13 protein-coding genes are annotated in these 20,950 nt (G+C 37.7%); 1 reads left to right on the top strand and 12 read right to left on the bottom strand.

All coding sequences use genetic code 11. The features are described from left to right. Window positions 1–657: 657 nt before the first annotated feature. Together rsmD and D1093_RS02620 are read right to left on the bottom strand one after the other, a co-directional pair. Window positions 658–1,224 (bottom strand): 16S rRNA (guanine(966)-N(2))-methyltransferase RsmD, encoded by a 567-nt coding sequence (gene rsmD / locus D1093_RS02625; RefSeq protein ID WP_120100502.1) that lies wholly within the window; start codon window positions 1,222–1,224, stop codon window positions 658–660. Further along, window positions 1,205–2,605, bottom strand: a complete 1,401-nt coding sequence (locus D1093_RS02620; protein WP_120100500.1) for a pseudouridine synthase — start codon at window positions 2,603–2,605, stop codon at window positions 1,205–1,207. The genes rsmD and D1093_RS02620 overlap by 20 nt, the downstream gene beginning before the upstream one ends. A gap of 266 nt (window positions 2,606–2,871) precedes the next feature. On the opposite strand from D1093_RS02620, the gene D1093_RS02615 reads away from it, so the two are divergent. Next, window positions 2,872–3,318, top strand: coding sequence for a nucleoside deaminase (locus D1093_RS02615; protein ID WP_120100498.1), 447 nt, complete (start codon window positions 2,872–2,874; stop codon window positions 3,316–3,318). Between the two features lie 672 nt (window positions 3,319–3,990). On the opposite strand, the gene D1093_RS02610 is transcribed toward D1093_RS02615, so the two are convergent. The 10 genes from D1093_RS02610 to D1093_RS02565 all read right to left on the bottom strand — a co-directional run bounded on the left by D1093_RS02610 (window position 3,991) and on the right by D1093_RS02565 (window position 20,780). Further along, window positions 3,991–4,482: a hypothetical protein gene (locus D1093_RS02610; RefSeq protein WP_120100496.1), complete on the bottom strand. Its 492-nt coding sequence runs from the start codon at window positions 4,480–4,482 to the stop codon at window positions 3,991–3,993. A gap of 177 nt (window positions 4,483–4,659) precedes the next feature. Then, window positions 4,660–7,575 carry an isoleucine--tRNA ligase gene (gene ileS, locus D1093_RS02605; RefSeq protein ID WP_120100494.1) on the bottom strand — a complete coding sequence of 972 codons (2,916 nt, stop codon included), beginning with the start codon at window positions 7,573–7,575 and terminating at the stop codon, window positions 4,660–4,662. 249 nt (window positions 7,576–7,824) lie between these two features. Then, window positions 7,825–9,606 (bottom strand): outer membrane protein, encoded by a 1,782-nt coding sequence (locus tag D1093_RS02600; protein ID WP_120100493.1) that lies wholly within the window; start codon window positions 9,604–9,606, stop codon window positions 7,825–7,827. 1,399 nt (window positions 9,607–11,005) lie between these two features. Beyond that, entirely contained in the window at window positions 11,006–11,824 is an 819-nt protein-coding gene (locus tag D1093_RS02595; protein ID WP_120100491.1) for an outer membrane protein, read from the bottom strand. A 337-nt stretch (window positions 11,825–12,161) separates the two neighbouring features. After that, window positions 12,162–12,995, bottom strand: a complete 834-nt coding sequence (locus tag D1093_RS02590) for an outer membrane protein (protein ID WP_120100489.1) — start codon at window positions 12,993–12,995, stop codon at window positions 12,162–12,164. A gap of 1,526 nt (window positions 12,996–14,521) precedes the next feature. Continuing rightward, window positions 14,522–14,839: a hypothetical protein gene (locus D1093_RS02585; RefSeq protein WP_120100488.1), complete on the bottom strand. Its 318-nt coding sequence runs from the start codon at window positions 14,837–14,839 to the stop codon at window positions 14,522–14,524. 1,434 nt (window positions 14,840–16,273) lie between these two features. Continuing rightward, window positions 16,274–16,894: a ribonuclease D gene (locus D1093_RS02580; RefSeq protein ID WP_120100486.1), complete on the bottom strand. Its 621-nt coding sequence runs from the start codon at window positions 16,892–16,894 to the stop codon at window positions 16,274–16,276. After that, the gene (locus tag D1093_RS02575; RefSeq protein WP_120100484.1) at window positions 16,887–18,281 is read right to left on the bottom strand and encodes a M20/M25/M40 family metallo-hydrolase; all 1,395 of its coding nucleotides are present in this window, start codon (window positions 18,279–18,281) and stop codon (window positions 16,887–16,889) included. The genes D1093_RS02580 and D1093_RS02575 overlap by 8 nt, the downstream gene beginning before the upstream one ends. 85 nt (window positions 18,282–18,366) lie before the next feature. Continuing rightward, window positions 18,367–19,242, bottom strand: a complete 876-nt coding sequence (gene mutM, locus D1093_RS02570) for a bifunctional DNA-formamidopyrimidine glycosylase/DNA-(apurinic or apyrimidinic site) lyase (RefSeq protein ID WP_120100482.1) — start codon at window positions 19,240–19,242, stop codon at window positions 18,367–18,369. Window positions 19,243–19,529: 287 nt separating this feature from the next. Continuing rightward, a complete protein-coding gene (locus D1093_RS02565) occupies window positions 19,530–20,780 on the bottom strand; it encodes an aminopeptidase (RefSeq protein WP_120100481.1) in 1,251 nt (416 codons plus the stop codon). Window positions 20,781–20,950 lie beyond the last annotated feature (170 nt).

The following is a 20,950-nucleotide window of genomic DNA, read 5'->3' as shown; positions in this document are numbered from 1 at the left end:
AAAATAAACACATAAATAAATTTTCACTGTAAATGAATATTATTGTCTACCTTAAATAAAAATATCTGTTTTTTAATTTCATACAATAACAAAGATAGAATTTACACACCATTTAAGATATAAATGTAGACTACATAAATTAAAGTTGTCCACTGTTGATAAAATGTTTATGATTAATGTTCTACCGAAAGAAATGAGACAAAAGGGTATCATAACTGTTGTCGTGAAATATATATCCTATTCGAGAAGAAACATTCAGCGGTAGTAAAGCTCATAATATACGAAAGCTTTGGCAATCTGTTTCGCTTTTAATGTCGCTGAAATTAACAAATCAGCACATAACTTACAAAAATTAGCAGCAACACATATTGCCCATTCGGGTGTAATAGTATCTACCTCAAAGCAATTTTTGACTGAATAGAAGATTAGAGAACCTCTCTCTCTATTATAATGTAAAAGATTTACTCTTGGAGTTATAAAAAAGCTTCAAAAAATAGAGGAATTGGGACAAAAAGCATAATAAAATTAAAATGCATCAATTTTTTTTAACATGAGAATCTTTTATTGATTTTCTTCTTAACCTTTAAAGAAACCATATAAAATAAAGGAAACTGTAAAGAAGCGTTTTTTCCTCCTACCGGATAAAAAAGAGCTTTCTCAAGATGTCAGCGATCGTAATTTATAAAGGCGTATTGCTGTCTCACCATAAAAACGCTCATCATCGAGATAAAACACGTCAGGTAAATGAATGATTGTATCTTTCTTTTCTTCAAGTACGAAGAGTGTATCCGCTTTTGCCCACCCCCCTCGTAAAGCTTCTACAAAAGCACGTTCACCTAAACAACGGCTATAGGGAGGATCAGCACAGATAACATCAAATGGAAGCATTGTTCCAATATTGCCAAGTTTGGTTGCATCACGACGCAAAATCCTCCCAATAGACTGTAATTCAAAGGCTTCGATATTTTTTTGAAGCAATCCACGCCCCTCAACCGAGTTTTCAACAAAAACAGCCGCCTTTGCGCCACGTGAAAGTGCTTCGATGCCTAAAGCACCAGTACCAGCAAACAGATCAAGGATGCGTTTATTGGTCCAAAACTGTTCTTCACGGCTAGAAAGAATATTAAAAAGGCTTTCACGCGTACGATCACTCGTCGGACGAATCGACTGATCAATAGGAGAAAACAAAACACGCCCAGCAAATTTACCGCCGATGATCCGCACGTGGACCTCCAAATCGCTTCGAAGTTTTTGCACCATCACGATGTGGTTTAGATTTTTTCATAGCACCACTAAACGATTTTATCTTGTCCTTTCTCTCAAAAGAACGCTCATCACGACCCCCTTTTATCATTGTCTCTTTATCCTTTAAAAAGCGATCTTTCTTACCAAAGGTATGCGTCTCTTCATAAGGTGCTTTGCCACGTTTTTGAACAAAACTTCCCTTCTTCCCTTTCTGAAAGTGATTGTCTTGTCGTTTTTCCTTGCTCCCATAAAAGGATTTTTTATCAGCCGTATCGCCCTTATGATCATGCGATTTCTCCTCATTATAGGAAAGCTTCCTCCTCGCACTCTGCGGACGTGCACCAGGAGCCATCCAAACATTCGCACGACGAGAACGTGGTAGAAAACGCTCTGCTTTTCCTTCTTCACTTTTCCCCTTATTCACATTCTCATGAGACTTTGCTCTTAATCGTGCGCGATCATGCTCAACAGCCCCATCTTTCGCTCTACGCCGTATTGCCGTTTCGCTTGAGAAAACCCAACCATCATTTGCAACAGATACATCCTTCTGGCTTTTCTTTTCCGCAATAACTGGAGAATTTGAAAAGGGTTTCAAAATAGGAGCATCAAAATCTGCATTGACTTGCATAATCAAACGCTCTCCCAACTGATCTCGTAACATCCGACCTTTTAATTCTTGCACGGCTCCTTCTTTTAAATCAGAGAGATGAAATGGACCATAAGATACACGTATTAAACGATTAACCGATAATCCCAATGCCCCTAAAACATTCTTTATTTCACGATTTTTTCCTTCTCGCAAAGCAACAGAAAGCCATATGTTAGATCCTTGTTCGCGTTCAATTGAGGCTTCAATCGAACCATAAAAAATACCATTAATCGCAATACCATTTTTAAGGTTATCCAGTGCACTCTGCTTTACTCTTCCATGAGCACGAACACGATATTTGCGAACCCACCCCGTTACAGGAAGCTCTAATACGCGCGCTAAGCCACCATCATTGGTTAAGAGCAAAAGCCCCTCCGTGTTAATGTCAAGCCTTCCAACGGAAAGAACGCGCGGCATTCCTTTTGGCAAATGACTAAATACCGTAGGTCTACCTTCAGGATCACGGTTCGTGGTGACAAGCCCTGCTGGCTTGTGGTAAAGCCATAAACGCGTTCGTTCTATAGGAGGTAAAGGTTTACCATCAACTTTAATAACATCAGAGCGGCTCACATTAAAAGCAGGCGTTTTAACAACTGTACCATTCACGGAAACACGACCTGCAACAATCATCATTTCCGCATCTCGACGTGAGGCAACACCAGCACGCGCTAACCTTTTAGCAATCCGTTCACTCTCATTATTTTCATTCATTTGCGTTTCAAACCAATCTTTGTCAGTATGTTCAGAAAATTATTCACATGCACCATACTGCTTATCCTGAAAGAGGACGTAGCATAATCATTTCTTATTTTCTATCCTTTAAAGACAGTAATGTATTTATTGATTTGCAAGTTTGTTTTAAACACTTTAAAAATAGAGATATTCCTTCCATTATAAAAGCGTATAAATTATTCATTCCATAACATTACTTATCCAAAAATCTTTAAATTCTCTATGCCTTTGTTAGAAAGAATATTATGACTTTGACGCCCATGGAAATAGCCCTTTTAGAAGCACAATGGGCTGCACAAAAAGATGAGGTACCTGTAGGTGCTGTCATTACACGCGGAAAAGCTATCATTGCACGCGCTGGTAACTTGATAAAATCTGCATATGATCCTACAGGACATGCAGAAGTACGCGTAATTCGTATGGCTTGTGAAACATTACAAAGTGAAAGGCTTCCGGATTGTGATCTTTATGTGACACTTGAGCCTTGTGCCATGTGTGCTGCTGCCATTTCATTTGCACGCATACGACGTCTCTATTATGCAACAAATGATCCTAAAGGAGGAGCTATAGAAAATGGCCCACGTTTTTATCAGCAACCAACCTGTCATCACAAACCTGAAATTTATTCTGGTTTTAAAGAAAAAGAAGCTGCTCAATTACTGAAAGATTTTTTTATCCAAAAGCGATGCTAAAAACAATTCTTTATCCATAATTTTCACTCTTTAGAAACTATCCTATTCCTTTAAAAAGAGTATTAACCCTTTAAATAGCGAAAGTTATTTCAAAGATTTTTCCCTCTAACACTCTTTTAAAACTGCATATTGTTTCTATTAGATTGATTCATTCATTTATGAAGAATAATTCATTGTTTTATCTATAAAATATAAAGTTCAAACTATCGTAGAATACGCTCATTTCAAATCTGTTTATGGTGAATCAATAAAAACCTCTTTCTTGCACATCACAAAGTGTGAGTACCATCTGGATAAAAAACAATTTAGAAAAGACTAAAAATATCCCTTATAAAGATATTCAAACGCAAAGGCTATCGCAACATTAAAGGCTTGTAAATACAATGATGATACCAACCTGTTCTCTTCATAAAGCATATAGATGGCAAAGCACAATGGATTTTACGTTATCTTCTCTAAATGAGCGACACTGTGAAATGAGTCTGAAAACCTTGATAGATCTTTCTTGTGAGGGAAATACAGCACCACTTTTTGATGCTATTGCCATATTGCTATTTCATGAAAATCCCCCCTTGCCACAAAGGGAAAACTCTGAATGGAGGAGAACTTGATATTATAAGTAATAGGAAGAACACCTCACATACTTTAATTCTTTAATATTTTTTCTTTTCTCTAGCGACCAATAGGAGCAGTCTTTGCCGGTTGGCGATAACTTAAAGGCGGTTCCGTGAGATAGCGACGATATTTTGGACTTCCAACTTGTGCTCTTTGACGACGTAAATATTCTTGTCGTTGTTTTGCATTTAACTGTGAAGGATTTTCTGAACTAACGCCATTAACTGAGGACCCTTTGTGAGGAAAAGGAGCATTTCCTTGATGCTGTTTTGATGCTACTCCTTTATTGATAGATCTATCCTGTTGTGGCAGCGGCAAAAATCGGCGTGCGCTAGCACTTGGTATCACAAGTTCTGGGCGAGGCTTTATAACGATCTGACTGCTGTTATTTACTGGTGTTAATGAAGCAATATTAGCAACATCTTCAAAAAACTGTATCGAAACCGGTTTATTTGTCCCATAGGTAGGAGCAGATAAACTACATCCCGTTAAAACAAAGCATATACCTAAAATTCCTGTTGGAAATATTTTTACTTCACGTTTTCTCACTGCTTATTCCATTTCCCAAGCATACGGCTGATCAATATTCCCGCTATTTATGAGAGAACAGTCCATACACAAATTTCCCCCCTGCAGATAAAATAACGGAATTTACCTCGTACCACAAAAAACGATATTCATCAATATCAGAAATCTACTTGCATTTCTTTCCTTTGATGTAAAATTTTAAATCTTGCCAAGAATTTTTAATTCTCGCAAAGCAGCTGCATCACGAGCAGAGACATCCGGATAAGCTGGATCACTCCCAACATCTTGTGTATAACGCCATGATCTAGCACATTTTTTCCCCAACGCCTTCTCTGGATATACACCAACACCTTCAACATCATTCAAAGTAAAAGCATCGGAAGGCATTGTATCCTGCGTCATTGTAAGAGCACTGGTGATACAGATTTCCGCCATATCTACATTTTCTAATGCTTCTCGTAAAACTGGATTGGAAATAAAAACGATAGGAGCTGCTTCTAACGAAGATCCAATACGCTTATCAGCCCGTTCAAGCTCTAAAGCACCTGTCACAACTTTACGGACCTGCCGAATTTTTTTCCAACGCTCAGCCAAAGATTGGTTTTGCCATTCTTCTGGTACAGAGCGAAATTGTTCTAAATGAACCGATTGGCTTTCTGGATAACGCTCTAACCAAGCTTCTTCCATCGTAAAAGGCAACATCGGAGCAAGCCATATCACCATTCGTTCAAAAATCTCACGAACAACCTGCAAAGAAGCTTTACGTTTTTGTGATGAAGGCGCATCGCAATAAAGAGAATCCTTACGGATATCAAAATAAAATGCCGATAACTCAATGATTGAAAAATCTAATAATGCACGCATAATTTTTTTAAAATCAAATTCATCGTAAGCGTGATTAATCAATTGATCAAGTTCAAAAAGCCGATGTAATATAAATTTTTCAAGATCTGGCAGGGCGCTATAAGATATTTCTTCTCCTTCATCATACGCTAAAGTTCCAAGCATCCAACGAATTGCATTGCGTAGTTTACGATATGAATCCACATTTGTTTGAAGGATTTTTTTACCTAAACGCTGATCTTCCCAATAATCAGTTGTCATGACCCAGAGACGAAAAATATCAGCACCAGATGTTTTAATAATCTCCTGCGGAACAACCGTATTGCCTAAAGACTTAGACATTTTCTTACCATTCTCATCCAAAGTAAAACCATGTGTGATCACTGTCTTATAGGGAGAACAAGCACGCGTACCGCAGCTTTCCAAAAGAGAAGATTGGAACCATCCACGATGTTGATCTGAGCCTTCAAAATAAACATCTGCAGGCCACTTTAAATCAGCCCGATCTTCTAATACAAAACTATGGCTTGCTCCAGAATCAAACCAAACATCCAGAATATCATAAACCTGCATCCAAGACTCATGGGCACGCTCACCTAAAAAACGCTCACGCGCTCCTTCAGCAAACCATGCATCTGCCCCTTCTACTTCAAAAGCTCGTAAAATACGCTCGTTCACGCCTTCATCTTTTAAAACAACACCATCCTCATTGGCAAAAATACAAATAGGAACACCCCAAGAACGTTGACGAGAAAGAACCCAATCAGGACGATCCTCTATCATAGAAGCTAGGCGGTTTTGTCCAGAAGATGGCACAAAACGCGTTTTTGAAATAGCTTCCAAAGCCCGACTGCGTAAAGTTGAACCATCCCCAAAATCTTTATCCATTGAAATAAACCATTGCGGTGTATTGCGAAAAATAACTGGTTTTTTCGAACGCCAACTATGGGGATAGGAATGCTTTAAACGCCCGCGTGCAAACAATCGATTTGCTTTAATTAAAGCATTAATGACCTCTTTATTGGCATCACCCATTTTTCCATTATCGTCAATAACACGTGCCGGCCCCCCTTCACGATCCGGTCCCAAACCTGGAACATCTTTTGTATAGAAACCCGCATCATCAACAGGAAACGGTATTGATGAATCAATCCCCATTTGCTCTAATAAAAGCTTATAATCATTCCAAATTTCAAAGTCCTCACGCCCATGGCTTGGTGCTGTATGCACAAAACCTGTCCCCGCACTCTCTGTCACATGGGCGCCCTCAAGTAGCGCAATCTTATAATTATACGCTCCAGCCAAACCTTTCAATGGATGAGAAAGAATAAGAGCTTTCAATTCGTCAGCAGAAACAGTACGTAAACGTTTCAAAACAAGTTTGGCTTTTTCTGCACAACTCATCGCTAAAGCATCTGCAAAAAGAAGCCTTTCTCCCACTTGAGGACCAAAATCATTTTCAGCACTTTCAACTTCGTAAAAACCATAAGAAATCTGCGAAGAATAACTCACTGCACGATTGCCTGGAATTGTCCATGGTGTTGTTGTCCAAATGACGACATAAGCACCATATAAATCATCAGAACTTGCTTCAAAAATAGGAAACTTAACCCAAATCACCTCTGATTCATGATCATGATATTCAATCTCTGCCTCTGCCAAAGCTGTACGCTCCACAACAGACCACATCACCGGCTTAGAACCACGATAAATCTGATCTGACATCGCAAATTTTATCAATTCGCTCGCAATGCGTGCTTCTGCTTGAAAAGCCATTGTGGTGTAAGGTGCCTTAAAATCTCCCACGACACCAAGACGTTTAAATTCTTCACTTTGAACGGTTACCCAATGTTGTGCAAATTCACGGCATTCCTGACGAAACTCGTTAAGAGGGACTTCGTCTTTGTTTTTTCCTTGTGCGCGATATTTTTCTTCAATTTTCCATTCAATTGGAAGCCCATGGCAATCCCAACCAGGAACATAATTTGCATTAAACCCCCGCATTTGAAATGAACGGACAACCACATCCTTTAGAACTTTATTTAAAGCATGCCCGATATGAATATGGCCATTTGCATAAGGTGGGCCGTCATGAAGAATATAAAATGGACGATCTTTTGCTTGTTGGCGCAATTGCGCATAAAGCCCTATATTTTCCCACCGCGCCATTAACTCAAGCTCTTTTTGCGGAAGCCCTGCACGCATAGGAAAATTTGTCTGTGGGAGATAAAGAGTTTTTGAATAATCTATTGTTTCATTTTTCACAGTCATTGTGAAATATTCCTGTCCACTTTTACGATTTCATTTTTGCATAACTTCCCTGAATCCTGCAACTCTGGTTTTTATCTATAGGGAAAGCCGAGCTTATCATTCGTATTAAGCAGCGATCAAGAAAATATATCATCACACTCTATGGGCTTTATCATGAAATTCACAAGAAAAGAAACCAAAAAATGATCTTAAAAAAAATAAAGGCTCCACCGATAGTGGAGCCTCTTAAAAATTTAGTTAAAAAAAAGATTAGAATTTATAAGCTACACCAACACGGAAATCATTGGTTTTGTAGTTAACTTCAAGTTTTTCCTTCACAAATTTCTTTTTACCAAAATCGGAATAACGATATTCTGCACGTACAATTACATTATCGAGCACCGAGAAATCAACACCACCACCAAGAGTGTAACCAATCATAGTTTTTGTTTCATCAGTTAAGTTCTTAGAAGAAACAACTGTTCCCTCCTCATCCTTAACGGATATTGATATAGTGTCTTGAAACTGCCCATAAGCAATACCACCCGCAAGATAAGGCATAAAGCGATCAGCAGCAAAACCGATACGCACCCGCGTAGCACCACCCCAATTTTGCTTAAAAGTATGATCTAAAGTCTCAACTTCATCTCCTTGTTCAAGACCAAGTTCAGAAGCCATCCTTCTCATTTGTTCTATACCATATACACTGGATTCATTCTTATCCGCCGCTTGTGTACTTTGTGCACCGTGAGAACGAGAAGCATGTGGATGAACACCATGTGAACTGTGTGGGTTAGCACCAGAGGCATGCCCACCTGGGTGAGACGCACCATGCGGATTAGATTGTCCACTACCATGAGCACTGTAATGCCCCCCGTGCTGTGCTCCACTTATTCCGTTGGAGGCTTTTGTTCCGTTGGAGGCTTTTGTCACTGACCCAGAGGATGATCCTGATCTCGCGAGTACGAGTGGTCCCGCTGGCACTGTTCTTTCCTCTGCTGATGGTTGTGCCGATGAGGCAGAGGATGCTGCTTTTTCTGCAACCACCTTTACAGACGCCACCGCCGCTGCTGGCTGTGTTGCAGGTACGGCAGATTCTACTGACACTTGTTTTGCAACTACTGATCCTGATTCACTTGCCCCTGCTCCTGATGATTGCTTTCCTGTATCTGATTTCGCCGATGAGGGTATTGTCCGCTCTAGTGAGTTTGCTTCTGTGGTAGAGGACACTGATTTAGGTGCAGGCAGCTTTAATACATTTGTTGTTGATTGATCTGATCGCCCTTGTAATTGTCGAACTAAACTTACTGATCTAACTTGTGCTTGATTGGATTGTGTTGCTGCACCTCCTGCCGGTGTAGCTCCTGCACCTGCCGCTGATAGAGCTTGTACACCTGATGTTGGTGTAGAATTAACATTACCAGAATTGCCAGTTGTAGCTAACTGATTTGATTGTCCAGCTCCTGCATTTGACTGTGAAACTGGACTTACTTGTCCAGTTTGTGCTGGTGCAGGTCCTGATGCTGCAGATCCTGAATCTGGTACTTTTGGTACAGCTTGTTCTGAAGTGGCTCTTTGTGTTACTGCTGATATTCCTGCTTGTGAGTTTGGAAGGGGCGTTTCTGCTGATCTGCGGGACCTTCCTACTGCATTTTCTACTGTAATGTTATCAGCTGCACCTATAGTAATGGTCTTTGTGTGTTTTTTTCCAGACAACATTAAATCTGTATCGATACCAAAAATAAAGCTGTCACCGAGATCAATATTAGACCCTGCATAAAAACCACCCGCAAAACCTGAAAGTTTAGGAGAGAATTCTTTATCCAATGGGAAACTCTTTTCTTGACCAACAAGAGCCAAATCAGCCTTGCTCGAAAAGCCCCCAGCCTGGACACCTAAATAAAGACCCGTCCATGAAAAAGTAGGCGCAACAATGGCAGAAGAAGAAGTCGATGATGCTGGCTGATGAGGAATCAGTACATCAGCAGCGAGTGCTGTAGACGCTGAAATTAAAGAAAAAATAGACGCTGTTATTAAACGTTTCGTGTTCATAAAATCTCTCCAAATATCCAAAATGAAGTGTATATAGAGCATCTTTTTTGAAAGATCTGTAGCAAAAATGACACACTCACAAAAAAATAAAGAAATTTTGAAAATAAGGCTTCTTAACTCTTTAATTTTTTAGACAATGAGAATTTATCAACTCAATCATACTAAAATTATGTGTCTTAAAGTTGGATTCATTTTCATTAAATTTTTGCGCAACTGTTAATGATAAAATTTTTTATAAATTTCTTTTATTGAAATCTAGATAACGATATTCTGCGCACAACAGAATATCGTCTGTTATTGCAAAATCAATGCCAGCGAAAGCCACGAAACCAATCATTGCCTTTTTTCAAGCCAAGCATCCTCAAAGTTCCATTAAATCAAACATTCGCAAAAAAAATTTTTAGATTCTTTGCATAAATATTTTCATCGTACCACGTTACTTTGACCTATAAGGGCAATTTTTTATTTTGTATGTTTAATAAAAAAACTAATATTGTAGGATTTTCTCATTTGAAACCTGTTCCATGTTGAAGCAATCAAAACCATGCTTTTGTATGCCACAAATAGGATGAGCGTGTGAATAAAACATTAAAGAAAGGATTAAACGCTTCTTATGAACGCTCTTCAAGATATCTGTCCACAACATTGCTGGCTAACAAAGTGTGTAATATTGTCAGTTCACTCTTGTTTTATTAAGCGTAAAGGTAATAGTGCTTAAGAGATTTTATATTATTTCATAGGAAATTTGCCTCTACACCATTCACAAACACAGCCCCGAAATGGGAAAAAACATTGAGAAATGTATCGTAAAACAAGCGTCTGAATATAAAATAACAAGTATATTCTGTTTTGTATGAGGAGTGTAATCCCATTAAAAAATGCATAAACAAAAAAACAAGACAATGCGTCATGTTTATTATTTAAAGGACATTGTTCTAAATGCTTTTAAAAGCTGCAAAGCCGAATTAAAATGAGATAGTAAGGTTGGAAAATAATTTCTATTTTTATAACTTTATATTCTTCTCCAATGAGAGACTGTATTTCCCTTTCAGAGATTAATCCAACAGATATACGTAATACGATTGCTCTCACTTGGCCTATAAAAGAAAAATAAAGTTGATCATTGTATGATCTTTTCTTAATTTCTGAGGTTAACTGAATGCTTTTTTCTTGTTCGTAGAAAAACAATAGCGCTATAAGATTTTATAGTCATTATAAAACAGATTATAATATCTATTTGCCTTCTATAATATAAAAATTTTTCCTCTAAATTCTTATAATACAAAATACGATAATGAAATAAAAGACATTAAGAGAGAAAATAGAAAGCTAATAAACTAAAAGCCTCGTTAAACGAGGCCTTTATACTTTTTTTGCTTATAATCTCATTTTTATGAAATTAGAATTTGTATGCGACACCTACACGGAAATCATTGGTTTTGAAATTATATTCTTTTTCTTTTGCAAAAAATTTCTTTTTACCATAATCTGAATAACGGTATTCTGCACGCAATAGAACATTATCAGTCATTGCAAAATCAATACCGCCACCAATAGTGAAACCAACCATCGTTGCTGTTTCATCAGATGAGCTTGCAGAAAAAGTTTTATCAGCTACCTTCACTTGTCCATGAGCAGCTTCTAGCTGTGTATAGGCAACACCCCCAGCAACATAAGGCATAATGCGGTCAGCAGCAGCAAAACCAACACGTACGCGCGTAGCTCCAGCCCATTTCTGTTTAAAACCAACACCTTCTGATACGTCCACAACCTCTGAGTCACTTGCATTTTTAGCACTTAGTTTCTTTGTTTGAGTAGTTTCACTACCAGTTTGAGTAGTTTCACTACCAGTTGGAGGAGTTTTAGTTTTAGTGGCTAACCGTACATCTTTTTTGCCAGACCAGATCACATCTGTTTCAACACCCAAAATAATACCGTTGCCAAGATCAAAGTTGGATCCTGCATAAAAACCACCAATCAAACCTGAAAGTTTAGGTGACAAGTCTTTAAAAACTGAAGTATCTTTATCCTTATCTTTTAGGTCAATTTTACTTGAAAAACCACCAATCTGACCTCCAATATAAAAACCTGTCCAAGAAAAGCTAGGGGCAGTGATAACTGGTGCCACTTCATGAGGGATGATAACATCAGCAGCTTGTGCCGCAGAAGCTGCTGCCATAGCGATCACAGAAGTTGTTACTAAAGATTTTATATTCATAAATTTTGCTCCTAATTTATTTATGAACACAGTGCTACAAGATTACACAGAGAAAAGCTGTAGTAAAAATGATACAGTCACAGAAAATGGAGGGCACATCCCAGACGAAATCGCTTCATAGCTTAGTTTTGTACGACAAACTACAAACTGTATATATAAATAAATTATTGATTTTAAAGGTAATTATTTTTATTGTTTATAAAAAAATTTTAAATAAAATCTGAATAATGCTTTTCCACATCCACTATAAAATATATAATGTGTGATAATATAGCAACAGAAAATAATAGAGGCTCTATCAAGGATAGAGCCTCTTTGTTATTTAACTTACCATCTGTTAAAATTTGTAAGCAACACCAACACGGAAATCATTGGTTTTGTAGGAAGTCTCATATTTATCATTTGAGAATTTCTTTTTACCAAAATCTGAGTAACGATATTCCGCACGGACAATAATATTATTGGTCATTGCTAAATCAACGCCCGCACCAAGGGTGTAACCAACAAGAGTCTTTGTTTCATCAGACAGAATACCAGAAGCGATGGCTTTGTCTGAATCTTTCTCTGTTATTGAAATCGATGCTGTATCTTGAAGCTGTGTATAAGCGATACCACCAGCAACATAAGGCATAATGCGTTCAGCAGCAAAACCAATACGTACACGTGTTGCACCAGCCCACTTTTCTTTAAAAGTAAAACTGTGTGTTCGTTTAGAACTGGGCTTAAGTGCATCTTTATCAATATTAATTGAAGCGTCTTTTAAGAGCTTGTTAATATAATTGATGTGTTCTGGGGCAATGACATATGTTTTTCCTGTCTTTGTGTCATCTTTATTAGACCACATAATATCTGTATCGACACCTAAAATAAGGCCATTGCCGAGATCAATATTGGAACCTGCGTAAAGACCACCCATGAAACCAGATAGTTTTGGCAAATAATCATCACTTACTGGAATCTTTTGTCCTTTAGCGAGAATATCCATCTTCGTTTTACCCGAAAAACCACCAATCTGCCCACCAAAGTAGAAACCTGTCCAAGAAAAAGTTGGGGCAACAATAACGGGAGCAACAGGTGTTGGACTCGGGGGAACAATAACATCTGCTGCTTGCGCCGCTGAAACTGAAACAAAAGCGAAAGCAGAAGCTGTTATTAACCATTTCATATTCATATTTTCTCTCCATAGCTGAAATATTTACTTGAACACGTCATGTCATATAGAGCCGCAACTTCAGATATCTGTAGCAAAAATGATACACTCATAAAAAAAACAAAAATCCAATCAAAGCACCCTTCATTGCTTGATCTGTAGTCAATGAGAACTAAACAATGCTCATGCATAAATGAGTTCCTCTCCTCACATTTTCTCTTCATTTATGAATTTTGCAAAAAAACCGCGACATTCCCCTGTATAAAGCATTTGCTATTGGCTATGGCAAAGATGGCATATTAATTATAATGCAAAAATTATCTTTTCGTCTGTAATATTAAAGATGCTCTCATCCTAAATCATTTTATTTAAAGTAACCAAAATCATCCGCCTACCCTTTACAAACAAGAAAATGAATGAAACCGTTTAAGAAAAGACTAAAATGCCTCTTATGAAATCTCTCAATATCAAGGATAGCGAGAACTATTACAATACTGAAAACAAGCCAAATGCAACCGTTCCATTTAAATTCATAAAAATAATGTTTTTAGCTTCATCTTTTGTAAGACCAAATGCGTACATAGCTCTTTAGATTATTTTTTACTGTAAAGGATGTGTATCGCACATAAAAAAGTTTCGAAGGCTTCATGGATTGCAACAAAATTACATTCAACTTACCTGCTTTTTGTTTTTACTTTAGGCACTTATTGTTTTTGAAAGATTGACCATTTTTTACCTCAACCTCATAGAAAGTCTTTTTCAAAGCTTCAGCCTTCTTTGTAAGTGCTCTTGCTCTATTTCATACTCTTTTATAAAATAAATTAAAAAAACAACGCATGACAAACAACTGGTATGATAAACATCGAAACTTATCTAAAAACTCTCCCTAAAGCTGAAAAAATGAGAAATCTTTCTTAAAATTTTCAGACAAAATCTTGCTTTTAAAATCATGAGTTTGGCAGAGAATATATTTCATTTTAACGCATAGATAAATAAAGAATATTTTATTTATAATCGAAACATACCCCAAAAAAAAATCGAAAGTCTAATATTTTTATACTTGACCACACACCTCCTCCTCGATTTTGAGGAAGTGGTCCTCATCAGATCCTGTATGCAAACAGCCCAAATTCTTCTTGAGCGGGTTTGTCTTTATTTCCCGCTCATGTGATTTCCTTAACTGAAGTTTTTTTTAGACCAAGCCCTATCCTTGATCCCCCACGTATTCTAAAAACACTTAAATAAGGGAGATCTCTATGGCTTATATAACCAAACCTCAAATGAGGGAATTTGCCACAGACATAATACAGTAATCCAAAATCTACACGTTATATAAGTTTATAACGAGGAACCGTCATTATACAGTATATTCTTTCATCGAAATCTCCTTTCCCTTATCTTTTCCGAACAGTACCATTCATAACCCGGCACATAATTTAATACCCTTCGCAAACAAATAGCGCCCCCCTGTTTTCAAGTGATAAAAAATATCCCCTTCTTCAATTCCCGATCATACCTCAGAACTCTTGATGTTGTTTTCTTACTTTTTAAAAACTCATTGGACTTCGTGCAAATAAGCCTGGTCGTTTTCTCTTTCCTGGTCCTTTTTTAAGCTTTTTGCCAGAATGTGATACAGGTACTAAATTAACTGCTGTCATGCATTGGCTGTTATTTGTGCAAGAAAGTTCCATTTGGACAACTTCAGATAAGATCTTGCTCAACTGCTCACTAGAAAAAAGATCTCTGGGAGGAACAACCGCAAATATGCCCTCTATGAACTTTTGAGAAGACAAAAAAGAAGCTCCCTGAGCAAAAGAGATTGAAGAAAAAGTAGCAAAAGCCGTAATAAAATATTTTATATTCATAAATTTAACCTCGTGTAATATCCATAATGGATTTTACCTAGTGTCTTCATTGCAAATTTCCAGAAAAAATAGCATGTTTATAGATAAAAAGTGAGAATCCTCAAAAACAAACAAAGCTTTTGGGCATTTTAATTTTAAAATAAATACAAATTATCCTGCTCTACCAACACAGAAATCGCTTGTTTAGCAATGAATAAAAGCACGAAGTATCGTATGGGGACGACAAACTACACAAATGTCATATTAATATATTGATTTATATAGTTTTTCCTATTTAATGCGTGCTCTCCGTATCATAAGATTATCTTCAAATTTGTTCATGATACACTTAAGCAAAATTATCCGCTTACTTATCATAAATGAAGTTGATATATGGATAAAACTCGGGGGAAAAGGCGTTTTTTTCTTAATAAACCCATTTAAATACTAAAGTTATTATCACATTTTGACTTCGTCACAAGCATGCTCCTGCTAGCTTATTTCTAGGTCACTTTCTAGGTGTCATTCTTTGTATTGTCCAGTGTAATCGTGGTCAATCTTTATATATTAAGCCTCCAACATTTTGATTTATAATGATAATATAGTGTTATTCATATTAAATTAGAACCCCGAATGCCATAAAATTCTCTTATTCCAAATCTCTCTTATGTTGAGTCAACCAACACCATTTGTTTGTACATTACAAGTGGAGAAACCTATGTGGAGTGAAACGGTGCAATAAAGGACTAAAAATGCCTTTTATGAAACGTCTCCAGTGAGAAGGACTGTTACAAAATTGGGTGTTGGCAAAATGTGTGATGTTAGCGGCTTGTTACTCTTCCATAAGCGTAAAAATGGGCGTGCTTAATAGGTTTTATATCATATTGAGGGGCTTTATTGCTATACCATTCATAAGCGCCGCCGTATAATGGGCTCGGGTACCTTAAGAAAGATTTCTTAAAAAAGCATATAAATGAGCAATCCAAATATATCCCGTTTAGGGTGTTTTATTTTGCATGAGAAGCGTAGCTCCGCTAAAGAATGTGAAAAATAAAAGCGTAAAGCAATACGTCATCTGCATTACTTAACGGATATCGCTTTTAGATACTTCTGAAAATGATAAAGAAGAATTAAAAATGATGGTAAGGATGGGAATTGTTTTTTATATTGCTGTCTTCATATTCTCCCCCAATTAGTCTGTATACCAATTTCAGAGATTTAAGCCCTCTCACCTTATGTTTCTAACCTCTCCTCAAAATAGCTTTTTTTTCAAATAAAGGCTGCTATAAACATAAAAAATATGAATTCGTAAATAGATTTTTACTGCCTAAAATTCAAATCAAAGAACACTTCTGTATAATTCTTCTGAAAAAATGAAAGGACAGAATGCCTGCATTATAGGCATTTTGTCCTCTTGCATCAATAATTTGCTCCATTAAAAGACAATTTTTAAAGTTAGCTATGCGCAAAAATATCAACTTCCGACCATCCTAAAAGATCTAGCTTAGCTCTCATAGGCAAAAATTGAAAGCACGCCTTTGCAACACTTTCTCGCTCTTCGCGTCTTAAACGTTCTTCAAATATAACCTTTAAACGATGCAAATATAACACATCCGATGCAGCATATTCAATTTGTGCCTGTGATAACGTTTCTGCCGCCCAATCCGAAGATTGTTGTTGTTTAGAAATATTCACATTCAGCAATTCATTACAAATTTCTTTCAATCCATGACGATCCGTATAGGTACGCGTGAGTTTTGAAGCGATCTTTGTACAAAAAACAGCCTCTGGCATAACACTAAATGTATGCGCTAAAATAGCAAGATCAAAACGCCCAAAATGGAATATTTTGGTGACAGCGTTATCTTTAAGAAGCTTGACCAAATTGGGAGCACTCTTTTGTCCTTTAGCAATTTGTATAATATCAGCAGTTCCATCGCCAGGAGAAATCTGAACAACACACAAACGATCACGATGTGGCTGTAATCCTAAAGTCTCAGTATCAATCGCAACGGCATCAGTTTTATAATTGTCTAAGTTTGGTAAATCACCTTGATGAACACGAATCTCAGCCATTCACCCTCCTCTTTGCTAAAGCGGTAAGAATGCGCGCCCAAGACCTCTGCCCCTTATGAAATGATTTTAGATTATACTTTTCATTAGGCGAATGAATACGATCATCAGCCAATCCAAAACCAACCAAAAGAGTTTCCATACCAAGAATTGACCGAAAATCGGCAACAATTGGAATCGACCCCCCCATGGCTGTTAAGACAGCAGGAACTTCCCACTCTTGTGATAAAGCATCCTTCGCCTCCTTGATAAAAGATGAATCATCAGATAACTGAAGCGCTGGAGAAGAACCATGATTCTTAAATTCAACCGTACAATCAGCAGGAATTGAGCTACGGACATAATCACGCAACGCTTGGCGTATTTTCTCTGGATCTTGCTTATGAACTAGACGACAGGATACTTTTGTACTCGCCTGAGAAGCAATAACCGTTTTCATCCCTTCCCCTTCATAGCCTCCACTAATACCATTAAATTCCATGGTAGGACGTGCCCATACAAGCTCTAAAACGCTCCGTCCTTTTTCACCTGCTGGAACGGAAAGACCGATCGGACCAAGCAAATTTTCAGCAGTACAATTAAGCGCATTCCATGATTGTAAAATATGTGGAGGTGTTTCTTCTACGCCATCATAAAAACCAGGAAGCGTCACCTTATTATTTTCATCGTGAAGTCCTGCCAAAATTTTAGCTAAAATACGAATGGGATTAGCGGCTACACCCCCAAAATAACCAGAATGCAAATCACGATTTGCTGCTGTGATAATAATCTCTTCCGCCATAATTCCTCGAAGAGAAAGAGCAATAGAGGGTGTATTCGCATCCCACATCGACGTATCACAAACCAATGCGTAATCAGCCTTAAGTTCATCTTTATTTGCTTTCAAAAAAGGAATAAGGGAAGGAGAAGCACATTCTTCCTCACCTTCACATAAAATAGTCACTTTAACAGGAAGCTGTCCTGTTTCTTTCTTATAAGCACGACATGCTTCAATAAATGTCATCAACTGACCTTTATCATCTGAAGCACCGCGAGCACAAATAACTTTCTCTCCATCTCTCTCTTTTAAAGAAGGTGTAAATGGATCATCCTCCCATAAACTCAATGGATCAACAGGTTGAACGTCATAATGTCCATAAAACAACACATGTAAACAATCATCTGAAGGACCTGGATGATGCCCAACAACCATTGGATGACCCGGTGTATCACGTCGTGAAGCCTCAAAACCAATGCTTTTTAAATCCTCTACTAACCAATCAGCTGCTTGACGACATGCGTCCTTATAAGCCGAGTCTGTAGAAATCGATTGAAAACGTAAAAAAGAAAAAAGGCGTTCAAGGCTCTTTTCTATATTTCCATCAAGATGTGTTAGTACTTTATTCAGCATACAAAAAACCTCTCAAGCCTCATATATTCGTATAATGTAAGAACCTGACTTTAAGCCTCTTGTAGGATTTTGCAAGACATCTTATTCATTTTTGACACTGTGAGCAGTAAAAACTTGAACGTCCAGCCTGTAAAATACGTATAATAGGCGTTCCGCATTCCAAACATTCCTTGCCTTCTCGTCCGTAAACCGAAAAAGCATGTTGAAAATAACCAAGAGAGCCATCCACATGCATATAATCACGTAAAGAAGACCCGCCAGATAAAATAGCTTCAGAAATTACATTGCGTATATTCTGCGCTAAAGAATCTGCAAGTTCACGTGCATGTACCGTTTTTGATGCCAATGTAAATGCACCACGCTGTGGAGACAAACGACTCCGCCAAAGTGCCTCGCAAACATAAATATTCCCAAGACCCGCAACGATAGACTGATCAAGTAAAACACCCTTGAGAGACATTTTTTTATTAACAAAAGCCTTTTGTAAATAACGACCAGAAAATGCATGACTCATAGGTTCAAGCCCTAGCTTATTTAAAAGCGGGTGTTTATAAAGCTTGTCCGTATCAACTAACAGCATAAACCCAAAGCGACGCACATCATTATAAATAAGATGATAAACTTCACCATTCCTTGTCTGAATATCCATGATAAAATGATCATGCTTAACTAATTTATTAGTCGTTGAAAAAGCTTTTCTTAAAAGAGCATTTTCTATACGCCATGAGCCAGACATTCCTAAATGACTTAAAATCGTTTCATCTTGAGACAGATGAAATAATAAATATTTCGCACGCCGACCAAGTTCTAGAATTTTTCTGCCAATAAGCCGTTCAGAAAAAGCCTCAGAAAAAGGAAAACGCAAATCTCTACGATTAAGTTGGACAGATACTATCTTTGCATCAGTGACAACAGACTCAAGTCCACGACGAACCGTCTCTACTTCAGGAAGCTCAGGCATCACTCCTCTTTAATAATTATGCACTTATCCAAGCATATCACTGATCAATTGATCTCTTCCTCACCCTTAAAGAATAAAAATTTTCATCCCATCTGCTCTGTAAATAACGGTGATTCCTGTCGAGTGGGCTTTCCTTGGCTTCATATTCATGTCACTCATTTAACGAAAGGTATTACACGATCAAGCTCTATCTTGAATATTCATTCGCGTACTCTAAAAACACTTCCCCTGTCAAGGAGACTTACCCCACCTCAAATGACGTGTTTTACTTTTACGGTATAACAGGATTAAGAAGTCCATTCTCCCTTACGAAAGATAGGAACTCTTACACTTGCCTGCGTAATACCATCTATGTCAATTTCACCAGAACCAATCATCCAATCAATATGAATAATGCTTTTATTACCACCACGTGCTGCAATCTCTTCTGATGTCAAGGAGGCTCCATCTAAAAAGCATTTGGAATAACACTGCCCTAAAGCAATATGGCAGGCTGCATTTTCATCAAACAAGGTATTATAAAAAAGAAGATCACTCTTAGAAATTGGTGAAGAATGAGGGACAAGAGCAACTTCGCCTAATCGACTTGCACCCTCATCATTTTGTAAAACTTGCTGAAAAACTGCCTCGCCTGTTGATGCTCTGGCCTCAACAATGCGCCCCGCTTCAAAACGTACTTCAATATTATCAATCAGTGTTCCTTGATAGGAAAGGGGTTTTGTTGAGCGAACGAAGCCTTCAACCTTATGAGCATGAGGTGTCGTGAAAACTTCTTCTGTCGGAATATTAGGATTGCAAACAACACCATTTTGAGCAATGGATGCACCACCATGCCATTCATGGTCATCTGCTAAACCAACGGTTAAATCAGTCCCTGGTCCTGTGAAGTGTAAGGCAGAAAAGCGCTGCTCATTCAGCCAAGATGACCGTTTCTTCAAATTTGCATTATGAACAGTCCACGCTTGGATAGGATCTTCTCCTGTAACGCGTGAAGCAGAAAAAATGGCATCAGCTAACTTTTTAATCGCCTCATTAAGCGGTAAAGAAGGAAAAATCGCCTCAGCCCATCCCGCTGTTGGATACGCAACAATCGACCAATTCATAGCAAAATTCGATATTTGCTTGAGTGCTGGCTGGTAAGCCATTGAAGTGGCTTTATTTAATCGTGCAATCTTATCAAAATCTTGATTGGAAAGGAGTAAAGGATTATCACCAACAATTGCTAAACGTGCAGCACCATTTTCAAAAGCTTTCGCCATTCCCTCATAGAGCCAAGAAGGTGCACAATCAAAACTAGCTGTATGGGCATTTTCAAAACGTGTAAGCGATAACATATCATCACTAAAAATTGGTGTAATGACACCAGCACCAACCTTATAAGCATGATACGCAATACGTCGAACAAAGGGTAATGCTGAAACTGGAGCTGTCAAAACAAGGTCCTGCCCCTCTTGTAAATTTAACCCCACTTTTACCGTAACTTCTGCAAGACGATTAAGCATTTCAGGCGAAATTGTCTCATGAATATCAAAATACATTACCTATACCCTTCTTTATGTAAAATGCGTTCCTTAACGCCGTCCTATTCCAAATTGTTTTTCCAGATCCTTTAAATTCACTTTCTCTACGTCTATTTATACATAGCACATTACTAAAGAATTCACTGAATTCATCAATCGCAATGGGGTGTAAAACTCTTCTTCGGTCG

The sequence above is a fragment of the Bartonella kosoyi genome, assembly GCF_003606325.2.
Taxonomy (GTDB): domain Bacteria; phylum Pseudomonadota; class Alphaproteobacteria; order Rhizobiales; family Rhizobiaceae; genus Bartonella; species Bartonella kosoyi.
The sequence above is the reverse complement of the archived record's forward strand: the minus strand, read 5'-3'. Positions and strand labels throughout refer to the sequence as shown.

What these genes read in the sequence shown, in the direction of transcription:
- D1093_RS02620 (WP_120100500.1), bottom strand. Translation starts at nt 2,605, where the DNA reads ATGAATGAAAATAATGAGAGTGAACGGATTGCTAAAAGGTTAGCGCGT.
- D1093_RS02595 (WP_120100491.1), bottom strand. Translation starts at nt 11,824, where the DNA reads ATGAATATAAAATCTTTAGTAACAACTTCTGTGATCGCTATGGCAGCA.
- mutM (WP_120100482.1), bottom strand. Translation starts at nt 19,242, where the DNA reads ATGCCTGAGCTTCCTGAAGTAGAGACGGTTCGTCGTGGACTTGAGTCT.
- D1093_RS02575 (WP_120100484.1), bottom strand. Translation starts at nt 18,281, where the DNA reads ATGCTGAATAAAGTACTAACACATCTTGATGGAAATATAGAAAAGAGC.
- D1093_RS02615 (WP_120100498.1), top strand. Translation starts at nt 2,872, where the DNA reads ATGACTTTGACGCCCATGGAAATAGCCCTTTTAGAAGCACAATGGGCT.
- D1093_RS02590 (WP_120100489.1), bottom strand. Translation starts at nt 12,995, where the DNA reads ATGAATATGAAATGGTTAATAACAGCTTCTGCTTTCGCTTTTGTTTCA.
- D1093_RS02585 (WP_120100488.1), bottom strand. Translation starts at nt 14,839, where the DNA reads ATGAATATAAAATATTTTATTACGGCTTTTGCTACTTTTTCTTCAATC.
- D1093_RS02580 (WP_120100486.1), bottom strand. Translation starts at nt 16,894, where the DNA reads ATGGCTGAGATTCGTGTTCATCAAGGTGATTTACCAAACTTAGACAAT.
- D1093_RS02600 (WP_120100493.1), bottom strand. Translation starts at nt 9,606, where the DNA reads ATGAACACGAAACGTTTAATAACAGCGTCTATTTTTTCTTTAATTTCA.
- D1093_RS02565 (WP_120100481.1), bottom strand. Translation starts at nt 20,780, where the DNA reads ATGTATTTTGATATTCATGAGACAATTTCGCCTGAAATGCTTAATCGT.
- ileS (WP_120100494.1), bottom strand. Translation starts at nt 7,575, where the DNA reads ATGACTGTGAAAAATGAAACAATAGATTATTCAAAAACTCTTTATCTC.